This window comes from Variovorax defluvii (assembly GCF_039541515.1).
GTDB classification, from domain to species: domain Bacteria; phylum Pseudomonadota; class Gammaproteobacteria; order Burkholderiales; family Burkholderiaceae_C; genus Variovorax; species Variovorax defluvii.
The window spans coordinates 21,008-33,326 of record NZ_BAABGJ010000014.1; the positions used below are offsets into that span (position 1 = coordinate 21,008).

Annotated in this window: 9 protein-coding genes; 2 read left to right on the forward strand and 7 right to left on the reverse strand. The window is 67.7% G+C overall.

From position 1 onward, the window contains the following. Positions 1-266 precede the first annotated feature (266 nt). The 7 genes from ABEA07_RS09020 to ABEA07_RS09050 form a co-directional block, all read right to left on the reverse strand. Positions 267-527, reverse strand: coding sequence for a hypothetical protein (locus tag ABEA07_RS09020; RefSeq protein WP_345537308.1), 261 nt, complete (start codon positions 525-527; stop codon positions 267-269). Beyond that, entirely contained in the window at positions 524-2,668 is a 2,145-nt protein-coding gene (locus ABEA07_RS09025) for an RHS repeat domain-containing protein (RefSeq protein ID WP_345537309.1), read from the reverse strand. The genes ABEA07_RS09020 and ABEA07_RS09025 overlap by 4 nt, the downstream gene beginning before the upstream one ends. A 331-nt stretch (positions 2,669-2,999) precedes the next feature. Next, the gene (locus ABEA07_RS09030) at positions 3,000-3,683 is read right to left on the reverse strand and encodes a response regulator (protein WP_345537310.1); all 684 of its coding nucleotides are present in this window, start codon (positions 3,681-3,683) and stop codon (positions 3,000-3,002) included. Positions 3,684-3,702: 19 nt separating this feature from the next. Beyond that, a complete protein-coding gene (locus tag ABEA07_RS09035; RefSeq protein WP_345537312.1) occupies positions 3,703-5,448 on the reverse strand; it encodes a sensor histidine kinase in 1,746 nt (581 codons plus the stop codon). Between the two features lie 156 nt (positions 5,449-5,604). Further along, positions 5,605-7,338: a cobaltochelatase CobT-related protein gene (locus ABEA07_RS09040; RefSeq protein WP_345537313.1), complete on the reverse strand. Its 1,734-nt coding sequence runs from the start codon at positions 7,336-7,338 to the stop codon at positions 5,605-5,607. Between the two features lie 19 nt (positions 7,339-7,357). Continuing rightward, positions 7,358-8,332 (reverse strand): AAA family ATPase, encoded by a 975-nt coding sequence (locus ABEA07_RS09045; protein ID WP_345537315.1) that lies wholly within the window; start codon positions 8,330-8,332, stop codon positions 7,358-7,360. Positions 8,333-8,346: 14 nt separating this feature from the next. Continuing rightward, entirely contained in the window at positions 8,347-9,189 is an 843-nt protein-coding gene (locus tag ABEA07_RS09050) for an IclR family transcriptional regulator (protein ID WP_345537317.1), read from the reverse strand. A gap of 173 nt (positions 9,190-9,362) precedes the next feature. Here ABEA07_RS09050 and xsc point away from each other — a divergent pair, with 173 nt between their 5' ends. After that, on the forward strand, positions 9,363-11,171 hold the full coding sequence (gene xsc / locus ABEA07_RS09055; RefSeq protein WP_345537318.1) for a sulfoacetaldehyde acetyltransferase: 1,809 nt from the start codon (positions 9,363-9,365) through the stop codon (positions 11,169-11,171). Positions 11,172-11,188: 17 nt separating this feature from the next. Further along, the gene (locus ABEA07_RS09060; protein ID WP_345537319.1) at positions 11,189-12,139 is read left to right on the forward strand and encodes a bifunctional enoyl-CoA hydratase/phosphate acetyltransferase; all 951 of its coding nucleotides are present in this window, start codon (positions 11,189-11,191) and stop codon (positions 12,137-12,139) included. The last annotated feature ends 180 nt before the right edge of the window (positions 12,140-12,319 follow it).

Below are 12,319 nucleotides of genomic sequence, written 5' to 3' on the forward strand. Positions count from 1 at the left end.
CGTAGTCGCCACAGCTGCAGAACGTGATGCGAGCGATGGCTGACGGCGCATCGAAGTCCAAGCGGGCCGAGCGGTTCTCAGGCTCGTCGTTCTCGGGTGAGCTGAATTTTCAAGCTGGGTCTTGCGGTATGGGATTGGACGCGCTGAGCCCAGGTGATGAAGGTGTCCAGCATTTGATTTCCATGTGTACGTGGTTGTCGAACGGGTGCCGCCTGCCACCAAGCGGCCAAGTCGTGGCAAAAGGCTTTTTGCGTGAGAGAGTACGTTTATTGCTTCAGCAGCATGAAGTACCAAGCGACGTGGAAGGCAATAAGCACAAGTGCGAGCATCTGCCCTTGGGTGCACAGCCTTTTTCCTTCCTCGTCGTACTTCTCCTTGCTGAATGACCACCAGAAGAGCCATCCGATCGAGCGATCCGAACTGGAGGCTTTCTCATTAAGGTGATCATTGGCTTTTAGACCAAGCACGGTGTAGGCCACTCCGAAGGTCAATGAGGCGATCAGCAGAATCCAAATCCAGATGGTCATGGCATAGGTCCCATGTCAAGGGAAGGCACCGGAATCGGCGGCGACACAAAGACGCCCAAACGGAGGCATATCCGCGCATCGCGTTTGATGCCAGGGCTAATAAACAGGCCTCCAAATCTCTTGGGGACAGGAGCGCCTGGCGGATCCATCCGCTTCAGCACGCCGCTCTCATCTTTACAGCTCTGAGGCGGCGGCGGAGGGACAGGAGCATCGCAAATCTCGACGCCTCCACCAAACGTGAGTTCGGCGCTCATCGACGTCGGCTCCGTTCCCCCAGTAATGCAGGCCAAGCCCATGCATCCAAACGAGTTCACGTTCGGCCCCCCTCGACTTCGCCCCTGTGGGCTACCGCCGCCCATCAACCCAAGCGGATCGGAGTATCGCAGCGGATTTCCGTGCACGTAGCCGAACCTGTTCAGGTCGTCATGCAGTCCCAGCGGATCGCCCTGCGTGTATCTGCCCAGCCCTGCGCTGTAGCTGCGGAAGTAGTTGTAGAACAGCCCACTTTCTTCGTCGTAATACTGCCCTGGCCAACGCAGATTGAACACGAACTCAGCGAAGCTCGTCGTGCCTGGATTCGGTTTGATATCTAGGTTCGCAAACCTGTACTTCGCGATCGTCGGCTTCTCATCCCCGAACGCCGAGTAGGCCCACTGCCAGACCACTTGCCCGTTGGCGTCCGTGAGTCTTCTTGGCGTATTCAGGTGATCGCTGTGCACCGCGAAGAGTTCGCCATTGATCACCGCCGCAATCGGCATCGGCCCGTTGGCCGTCGGCAGGTAGATGTACTGCGTGCTGCCCGTGCTGTTGGCGCCTCCCGTGCCGGTCTCCGAAAGCAAGGTCCCCTCCTCGTCGTACATGAACGCGAAGCCCTGCTTCTCCGCATCGTTTGCGCTCGGCCCCCACAGCTTCGTGAAGAACGCGATCAGGCTTTGCATGAAGCCCTTGTCGCGCTCGTCTCCTTCCACCGGCGGATACAGCGGCTCGGTCTTGAAGACGCGCTGCCCCAGCACGTTGTGCGCATAGCGCGTGGTCGGACTCGTGTCCGTGGCGCCGGTGGTCACGGCGCTCAACCGTCCCTCGGCGTCATAGCTGTAAGTCCGCAGCCCGTCGCTGGCCAGGTCACCGTTGGCGGTGTAGCGATACGCCACCTTCGTGCCGACGCCGCCGGTGACCTGGCCGAATCCCCGGTACTGGTTGCTGTCGGGCTGGAACGTGTACTGACGGCGGGTCGTCTGCCCGTTGATCGTCTTGATGCTGCCGGTGCGGTTGCCATTGGCGTCGTAGGCGAAACTGGCCTCGCTCCCCGCGGTGTTGAAGCCCGTGATGCGTCCCACGGGGTCGTAGCTCACGCGCCAGGTGGTGCTCGTGCTGGCGATGCTGCTGTGGTCCGGGTCCGCGTCCCCTGGCTCAAGGAGGCTCTGAGTCAGGCTGGTGATGCGCCCGGCGGCATCCCAGACATAGCTGGAGAACTCGGTGGCCGTCAGCCGCGCGGCGGTGTCGTAGGTGCGGCGGGCGCCGAGGCCGGGTGCGAAGGCCCAGTCCCACGAAGTGGGCTGGCCCATCGGGTTCCAGGTGATGCCGGTGACGAGGGGACTGCCGTTCCAGTTCAACTGCACCAGCCTCCCCGTGTTGTCGAAGACGTGGCCGAGCGTGCTTCCGCTCGGATAGGTGATGCTATCGAGCATGCCCCCGCGTGGGGTGTAGCCGTAGCCGACCTGCTGGGTGAAGCCGCTGGCAAGCGTCTGCGTCTTGGAGACCACGCGGCCGGCGGTGTCCCAGGTGTAGCGGGTGGTTCCGCTGCGGTCGGTGAAGGAGCTCAGGTGGCCCTTGGCACCGACGTCATAGACGAGCGTGCTGAAGTGGCCGTCGGCATAGGTGATGAGCGTAGGGCGGCTCAGCAGGTCACGCTGGATGCGGGTGACCTGGCCCGAGGCATCGGTGAGGGCGATGGGTTGGCCCATCGCGTCGTACTCGGTGCGGATGGTGCCGGCGCTGGCGGGCAGCGCCAGCAAAGATGCCTGAAGTGCGATGCACGTGGCACGGACGATGGCGCGTGTGCGCCATGGACGGCTTGTCATGGAAATCCCTGATTGGTTGATCTTCTCGCTGCGCGGTGGCACGCAGCGGCGCAATCCCATCAGGGGGCTGCACGGGCGGGACGATGTCCGGCCGCCGCTCCCCCTCACGGTGGGCGCGGATCATAGGTGCGCAGGCCAATGCACACCAGCGTGGAAGAAAGTTCGTCTGCTCCAGACAACCCGAAAGTTGCACTTGGTCGCGTCGGACGATCCGGCTCGTGGTGAGGGCTGTCCGAGATGGGATGCGCGGTACGGCGGAGGTGAACTCACCGCTGGATGCGGCGCACCCGCGACTCACGTCTTGCGGCGTCCCCCGAATCTCACGTGTTGCGGTGCGTCCCCGAGCCACATGGTGCGGCCAGCCGCTTCGTCACCCAGGCTGCAACGTCCGTCAGGAAGAGGCAAGGCCCAACTGGTGCTTCATCGCATAGACATACAGCTCCAGCCGGTTTCCGACATCCAGCTTCTGGTAGATCGAGCACAGGTGGTTGCGCAGCGTGTGCTCGGTGATGAAGAGCTTGTTCGCCAAGGCCTTGTTGGACGCGCCGTTGCCTTGCACCACGGCGGCGATGATCTTGCGTTCCTTGCAGGTCAGGGCGGCCTGCTTCTCGGCCTCCGGATCGACGCGGGGCGTGCGGGCCGCGAGGAATTCGCTGAAGACGCGGCCCATGGTTTCGCCGTCCAGGCACAGCTCGCCCTGGTGAACGCGTTCGATCGCCTGCAGCACCTGCTCCGCCGAGGCATCCTTGCGCAACAGGCCGCGGGCACCTTTCAGCACGGCCTGGTCCAGCGTGCTCTGCTGGCGCTCGCCGGTCAGGATCAGCGCGCGGGAAGCGGTGCCCAACAGCAGCCCGGGGAGGATGTCCAGCGCACTGCGGCCGTCCAGGTCCAGGTCCAGCAGGATCACGTCGGGCGCCAGTCCGGGGGCCTGCGCGAGCGCCTCGTCGCAGCTGCGCGCGGTGCCGACCACGCGCATGCGGGGCTGCTCGCCGTCGATCAGGCGGGACAGGCCCCACAGCATGGTCTGGTGATCGTCCACCACCATGACGCCGATGGTCTTCGCGCTTGCTTGCATCGTTTCTCCTCCTCGGGTTTTACATAGGGATCTCGACCTGCACCGAGGTGCCACCGCCGTCACCGCGCCGCACGCGGGCCCGGCCGCCGAGTGCGCCGGCGCGCTCCGAGATGGAGCGCGGCAGGAACTCGAGGGACTGGTTGCCGTCGGCCTCGTTGTCGATCTGCAGCTTGAGCAGCCCGTCCGCGCATTCCAGGCGGATGGCGCCGCAGTGGGCCAGGGTGTGCTTGCAGATGTTGGCGAGGCCTTCGCGAACGATCTGCAGCACCTCGGCGGCCAGGCGGTCGTTGACCTGCAGCTCGCCCTCGACGCGCACCGCGATGTCGATGCCGTAGAACTCGCGCACCCGGCCGGCCTGCTGCCGCAGCAGGGCCGACACCACGTGGCCGGGGTGGGTGCGGCCGGCGCCGTTGCGCACCGCGCCCGCGTAGCGCCGCAGGTCGCCGATCACCTGCGTGGCCATCTCCTGCAGGCGGTCGAGGTCTTCCACCAGCGGGTTGTCGGCGGCCGCCTTGTTGCGCAGCGCGGCCAGGCCCATCTTCAGGCCGATGTAGGGCTGGATGGCGGTGTCGTGCAGATCGAGGGCGATCCTCTGCCGCTCCTGCGAGGCGGCGTCCGAGGCCATGCGGTCGAGCAGCTCGATGTTCTCGATCACCGGGAAGGCCTGGGCGCCGACCTGGGCCAGGAAAAGCGCGTCGCTGCGGCGGAACTCGGTGGTGCGCGAGAGCAGGTAGAGCCGGCCCTCGCTGCGGCACAGCGGCAGCGGGACCGTGATGAAGGAGCGGGCCTCCAGCAGTTGTGCCAGGCCCTCGCAGGCGACGCCGTGCCGGCGCGTCCACCGGCCCGTGCGGGCGTCATGGGCCCATGCGCCTGCACGGGAGGGCAGGGCGGCCCAGGGCGTGCTCCGGTAGAGCAGGGCCTTGTCCTGCGCCGGCAGCGCCAGCAGCAGCGCGGCCGCTTCCGGCACGATGTTGGCCGCCTGGGGCGAGGCCGGCCGCTCGCCCGCGCGCAGGGTGCGCAGCGTGCAGGCGCCGGAATCCTTGTCCCGCAGCACCAGCAGGCAACTGCTGGTCCCGTGGGGTCCGTAGAAATGCTGCAGCTTCTGCAGGATGCCGGTGACCGTGTGGTCCACGCCGAAGCGCGGGTTCGACAGCTGGCTGACCGCGTGCAGCAGTGCCAGCCGGCGCCGCAGCTCCACCTTCGAGCGGCCCCAGTGGACGATCATGTAGCCCAGCGCCAGCAGGAAGGTGGCGCGCACCAGCAGGCGGGGAAGGTTCTCGTCCAGCGCCGTGTCGATGCCGGAGGCCGCGTACAAGGCCACCGAGGCCAGTGTGACCCGGGCACCCTCCTCGAAGCCCCAGCGGAAGGAGGCCACCAGGATCGCGAAGAAGAAGAACAGGAAGAAGGCGCTGTGCACGCCGCCGGTGAGCAGCACGATCAACGTGTACCAGCCGAGGTCCAGCCAATGGATCAGGCGGCTCTGCGAGAGCGGCGCTTCGCGCTCGGCATGGATGCAGACGACCAGGCTGTGCACCACGTAGCCGAAAAAGGGCAGCCAGGCGGTGTCGCCGAGCTGGGGCAGGTCGACGGAAGCGGCGAGCAGGGCGGACAAGGCAAGCACCAGCCGCATGCGCGCCACCCGGCGCGCGTCGCCGGCGTCCGCGCCCAGCGCGGCGTCGAATGCAGCCGTCTCCCGCGCCTTTCCTTTGATGGCCTTTCCTTGGGCTTCTTGCTGCCCCGTCTCCTGCGTCTCCTGCCCTTGCATCGACTGACCTCCTCCGGGATCGGACCTTGCCGTCCGTTTAATGTGAAGAAATCACAGACTACTACTTTTGTAAGCAGATGAATATTTCGGGGCGCAACCGCACCCGCCGGGGGCGCAATAAGTCACAGCGCTTCGGGAAAGCCCCGAGACGGGCGATCAGCCCACGCGTGGGCCCGCCAGCAGTCCGATCAGGTCCGCGAACACCGCGCGTCCGGACCCGGCTGCCAGGTCCAGCACGTGACTGCGGCTGTAGTAAGGGCTGAGGTCCAGCCCCACGCCCACGCCCGCGATGCCGATGCGCCCGGCCTGCTCGTGCCGGGCCACCACGTCTTGCAGATGGTGGTCGAGATAGTGCGTGTCGTTGGCCAGGTTCGTGGCGCTGTCCATCGGCGAGCCGTCGGAGACCACCAGCAGCCGCTTGCGCTCCTCGCTGCGCGCCTGCAGGCGGGCGCAGGCCCAGTCCACCGCCTCGCCGTCGATGCCCTCGCGGAACAGGTCGGCCTTGAGCAGGGCGGCGATGGCGGGGCGGGCGCGGCGCCAGGGTGTTTGCGCGTCCTTGAAGACGATGTGGCAGCGCTCGTTGAGGCGGCCCGGGTGCGCGGGCCGGCCGGCGCGCTGCCAATCGCGCCGGGCGCGGCCGCCGTTCCACGCGCCGGTGGTGAAGCCCAGGATCTCGCTGGCGACGCCGGCCTGCTCCAGTGCGCGCGCCATGACGTCCACCAGCATCGCGATCGCTTCGGCATGTTCCTTCATGGAGCCGGAGCAGTCGATCAGGAAGCTCACCACGCAATCGGCCGCCGGCTCCAGCCGCTCCGTGCGGAACAGCCGCCGCTCGGTGGGCGAGGCGATCAGCTGCGCGAGGCGGCGGCCGTCGATGCGGCCTTCCTCCTGCGCGCCGTCCCAGCCTTCGCGCCGGGGTTCGGCCAGCAGCGCGCGCAGCTCGCGCGCGAGGCGGGCGATGTTGAGGCCCTGGGCGGCGATGCGGCGGTCCAGCCGTTCGCGGTATTCGGCCAGCAGCTCGCGGCGCACCATCGATGCCGCGTCGTGCTCGCGGTCGTAGGCGGTGGTGAAGACGCGGTAGCGGCCTCCTTCGCCCTCCAGCAGGGCGCTGCGGCCCGAGTCGGCCGCGGTGTAGCGCTCGACGATCTCGCGGTCCATGTCGGCGACCAGGCTGAAGACGCTGCGGCGGTCCTCGGGCTTGTCGTCGTCGGTGGCATCGCCCTCGGCCTCGCCCGAACCTTCGCCGGCCGCGTGGAGCATCGCCGCCACCGTGCGCGCGATGGCCAGGGCATGCACCGCATAGGCCGCCTGGTCGGCGCGGTCGCGGCGCAGGCCCGCCAGGGCGTGGCCGATGTGCGGGGCCAGGCCGAAGCGGGTGGCCTCGAGCATGTCCTCGGTCTCCTCCACCACCTGCTGGCCGCAGACGCGGGCGCGGCAGATCTGCGCCACGGCGTACAGCAGCAGGCCGCGCGCGGTGTCGGTCAGGCCCGAATGGTGGAAGGACAGCGACCACGTTTCGTGCCGGTGCCGCAGGTTGCGCTGCATGCCCGGCATGGCCTCGGGGGCGAGCGACTCCACGCGGAACTGCTCGAGCATCTCGAACAGCATGCGCTCCACCGGCTCCTCGGGGCGCAGGCGCGCGTGCAGCGCGGCGTCGGAGTGGCGCAGCCGCAGGCCCAGGCCGTCGGCCGTGCCGCGGAAGGAGGCGAAGTCGTCGGTCTCGGGCGAGGGGTGCAGGTGCGGCGCGTACCAGGGCAAGGCCTGGCGGCCGCGGTGCAGGCGCCGGCCGCGGAAATGCAGGTCGGCTTCGCCGGTGTAGGCGCGCACGAAGGCGGCGCAGAGTTCGTCCACCTCCTGGGCGTGCCGGACCTGGCGCTGGGCTTCCGTCATGGTGCCGGCCGCGTCGAAGTCAGGTGCCCGAGAGCTGTTGGGATACCTTCAGCTCCCGGTCGAAGCAGCGCTGGAAGTACTCCGCCACCAGCGGCCGCTCGGCCTCGTCGCACTTGTTCACGAAGGACAGGCGCAGGGCCAGCGCCGGGTCGCGGAAGATTTCCACGTTCTCGGCCCAGGTGATCACGGTGCGCGGCGACATCAGCGTGGAGAGGTCCCCGGCCGCGAAGCCCTTGCGGGTGAGCTCGGCCACCGCCACCATCGCGCGGACCATGGCATGGCCGGCCTCGTCGCGCATCGAGGGCACGCGCGCCTGCACGATGGCCGCCTCTTCCTCGGCCGGCAGGTAGTTGAGCGAGGCCACGATGTTCCAGCGGTCGATCTGCGCATGGTTGAGCCGCTGCGCGCCATGGTAGAGGCCGTTGAGGTTGCCCAGGCCCACCGTGTTGGCGGTGGCGAAGAGGCGGAAGAAGGGGTGGGGCTGCAGCACGCGGTTCTGGTCCATCAGCGTGAACTTGCCGTCACGCTCCAGGATGCGCTGGATGACGAACATCACGTCGGGCCGGCCGGCGTCGTACTCGTCGAAGATCAGCGCCACCGGCCGCTGCAGGGCCCAGGGCACGATGCCTTCCTGGAATTCGGTGACCTGCTGGCCATCGCGCAGGACCACGGCGTCCTTGCCGACCAGGTCGAGCCGGCTGATGTGGCCGTCGAGGTTGAGCCGCACGCAGGGCCAGTTCAGCCGCGCCGCCACCTGCTCGATGTGGGTGGACTTGCCGGTGCCGTGCAGCCCCTGCACCATCACCCGCCGGTCGCGCATGAAGCCGGCCAGGATGGCCAGCGTCACGTCGGGATTGAAGCGGTAGACCTCGTCGATCTCGGGCACGTGCTCGTCGCGCTCGGCGAAGGCGGGCACCTGCAGGTCGCTGTCGATGCCGAAGGTCTGGCGCACGCTCAGCAGGCGCTCGGGTTTCAGGGCGGCGATGTCGGTCATGTCGGGGGCTCCCATCAGGCTTGCGCGCGGCTGCCGGTTTCGGGGCCGGCGGTGGTGTCGGAATCGATGCGCGAGAGGGCCAGGGCGGCGCGCTGCAATGCGGGCAGCAGCTTCCTCGCCTTCTCCATGTCCATGCGCATCACCGGCGCCTGCACGGCGACGCACAGGTTGGATGGCCCGCTGTTGCTGGGCACCAGGGCTGCGATGCACAGCAGGCCGGGCAGGAATTCCTCGTTGTCGAAGGCACAGCCCTCCTTGCGTACGCGCTGGACCTCGCGCTCCAGCGCGTCCAGGTCGGTCAGCGTCTTGGGCGTGTAGGCCTCCAGTGGCGCGTGGGCCAGCAGGCGCCGGCGCTGCGCCGGGCTCATCTGCGCGAGGAAGACCTTGCCGCTCGCCGAGCAATGCACGGGCACGCGCGAGCCGGGGTGCAGATAGAAGCGCAGCGGCGCCGCGGTCTCGACGCGGTCGAGGTACACGACCTCGCTGCCCGACAGCGCCGTGAGGTTGCAGCTCTCGCCGATCTCCTCCACCAGCTGGCGCAGCACCGTGTGGCGCGCGCCATGGTGGCTGTCGTTGAGCAGCAGGTTCTCGGCCAGCCGGCGCAGGCGCGAGCCGATGCCGTAGAGCCGGCTGTCGCCCTCGCGCTGCAGCAGGCCCGCCGTCTCCAGTTGCTGGAGCATGCGGTGCAGGGTGGGCTTGGGCAGGCCGGTTTCTTCCACCAGGTCCTGCAGCGCGTAGCGGCGGTCCTTGGACGCGATCACCTCCAGCAGCCCGAACAGGCGCATGGTGGGGGTGTCGCCGTTCAGTTCGACGGCTTCGGGTTGGACGCCATTGACGACATTCATGGGTCGGATCATAGTCTCTTAAACAAAAAATGGGACAGGGCGTACCGATTTTTGGAATTTTGTTTGACTCCATCCGGACAGAGCCCTATATTCCGCCAAAACAAATTCCGGAACCATTGGTTCCATCTTTTTGATAGTTCCCTCGCGACAGCGCTTGACCCCTCGACCCTAGGAGACCCCATCCCATGACCAAACAGCCCCCCGCCACCGCCCGCACCGTCGTCAGCGGCGTCCAGAAGATGACGCCTTCCGAGGCCTTCGTCGAAACCATGGTCGCCAACGGCGTGACCGACATGTTCGGCATCATGGGCTCGGCCTTCATGGATGCGATGGACATCTTCGCGCCGGCCGGCATCCGCCTGATTCCGGTGGTGCACGAGCAGGGTGCGGCGCACATGGCCGACGGCTATGCGCGCGTGTCCGGCCGCCACGGCGTGGTGATCGGCCAGAACGGCCCCGGCATCAGCAACTGCGTGACCGCCATCGCCGCGGCCTACTGGGCCCACAGTCCGGTGGTGATGATCACGCCCGAGACCGGCACCATGGGCATGGGCCTGGGCGGCTTCCAGGAGGCCAACCAGCTGCCGATGTTCCAGGAGTTCACGAAGTACCAGGGCCACGTGAACAACCCCAAGCGCATGGCCGAGTACACGGCGCGCTGCTTCGACCGCGCCATCTCCGAGATGGGCCCGACCCAGCTCAACATTCCGCGCGACTACTTCTACGGCGAGATCGAGTGCGAGATCCCGAAGCCGATGCGCGTGGAGCGCGGCTCGGGCGGCGAGAACAGCCTCAACGCCGCGGTCGAACTGCTGGCCAATGCCAAGTTCCCGGTCATCCTCTCCGGCGGCGGCGTGGTGATGGGCGATGCGGTGGAGGAATGCAAGGCCCTGGCCGAGCGTCTGGGCGCGCCGGTGGCCAACGGCTACCTGCGCAACGACTCCTTCCCGGCCAGCCACCCGCTGTGGGCCGGCCCGCTGGGCTACCAGGGCAGCAAGGCGGCGATGAAGCTGATCGCGCAGGCCGACGTGGTGCTGGCCCTGGGCTCGCGCATGGGCCCCTTCGGGACCCTGCCGCAGCACGGCATGGACTACTGGCCGAAGAACGCCAAGATCATCCAGGTCGAGGCCGACCACACCAACCTGGGCCTGGTGAAGAAGATCACCGTCGGCATCCACGGCGACGCCAAGGCGGTGGCCAAGGCGCTGCTGGCGCGCCTCGCGGACAAGACGCTGGCCTGCGACGCCACCAAGGCCGAACGCGCCGCGAAGATCAAGGAAGAGAAGGACGCCTGGGAGAAGGAACTCGACGGCTGGACCCACGAGCGCGACCCCTTCAGCCTCGACATGATCGAAGAGGCCAAGAAGGAAGGCGGCAAGTGGCTGCACCCGCGCCAGGTCCTGCGCGAGCTGGAGAAGGCCATGCCGCCGCGCGCCATGGTCTCCACCGACATCGGCAACATCAATGCGGTGGCCAACAGCTACCTGCGCTTCGAGGAGCCGCGCAGCTTCTTCGCGCCGATGAGCTTCGGCAACTGCGGCTACTCCCTGCCGACCATGATCGGCGCGAAGCTGGCCGCGCCGGACCGGCCGGCCATCGCCTACGCCGGTGACGGCGCCTGGGGCATGAGCATGGTCGAGATCATGACCTGCGTGCGGCACGACATTCCGGTCACCGCGGTCGTCTTCCACAACCGGCAATGGGGCGCCGAGAAGAAGAACCAGGTCGACTTCTACAACCGCCGCTTCGTCGCCGGCGAACTGGAGAGCGAAAGCTTCGCCGGCATCGCCAAGGCCATGGGTGCCGAGGGCATCGTCGTGGACAAGCTCGAGGACGTCGGCCCGGCGCTGAAGAAGGCGGTGGACATGCAGATGAACCAGGGCAAGACCACGGTGATCGAGGTCATGTGCACCCGCGAGCTGGGCGATCCCTTCCGCCGCGATGCGCTGGCCAAGCCCATCCGCTTCCTGGACAAGTACAAGGACTTCACCTGAGCGGGGCCGCAAGCAGCATGGCTTCCGCGGCATTGCAGCTGCCTGAGGAGGTGGCTGCGCATCCCCGGCTCGACGCCCTGGTAGCCCGGGCGCGCGAGCGCGCGCGGCACCAGCGGGTGCGGGTCGGGCTGGTCCATCCCTGCGATGCGGCGGCGCTCGATGCGGCCGCGCGCATCCGCGACGAGGAACTGGCGCAGCCGGTGCTGATCGGCCCGCGCGAGGTCATCCTGCGTGCGGGTGATGCGGCCGGCATCGATGCGCTCGGCTTCGAGATCATCGATTGCAGCGGCGAGGCACCGGAGAGCGCGCGCCGCGCCGTCGCGATGGCGCGGCAGGGCGTGGTGGCTTCGCTGATGAAGGGCTCGCTGCACACCGACGAGCTGATGTCGGCGGTGGTCGACAAGCACGTGGGCCTTCGCACCGAGACGCGCATCAGCCATGCTTTTCTGTTCGACCTGCCGCGCTATCCGAAGCTGCTCGGGCTGGCGGACTGCGTGGTCAACATCGCGCCCTCGCTCGATGCGAAGCGCGACATTCTGGGCAACGCCATCGGCCTGTTGCGCAAGCTGGACATCGCGCAGCCCAAGGTCGGCATCGTGGCCGCGGTGGAGACAGTGAACCCGGCCATCCCGGCCACGGTCGATGCGCAGGCCCTGGTCGCGATGGCCCGTGCCGGCGCCTGGCCCGGCGCCGTGGTGGAGGGCCCCTTCGGCTTCGACAACGTGATCTCGGCCGAGGCCGCGCACATCAAGAAGATGGAGTCGCGCGTGGCCGGCGACGCCGACCTGCTGCTGGTGCCCGACCTCAACGCCGGCAACATGCTCTACAAGAGCTTCACCTACATCGGCGGTGGCGAATGCGCCGGGCTGGTGCTGGGGGCGCGCGTGCCGATCGTGCTGACCTCGCGGGCCGACTCGCTGCCGGCGCGCATCGCCTCGGTGGCGCTGGCGGTGCTGGGGGCGCAGTAGGCCGCGACAAAATATCAGATTCTGATCTGAGCCAAACGGCCCCAGAATCGCGCCCCGCAAGGGGAGCGGGGCTGGCCGGCCGCTGAAGCCGAGACCGGGTCTCCCCCTCGAATGTGCAGGGAGATCCAGGATTGAACAGAAAGCTCCATCGTCTCGTCTTCGATGCTGCGCGCGGGATGC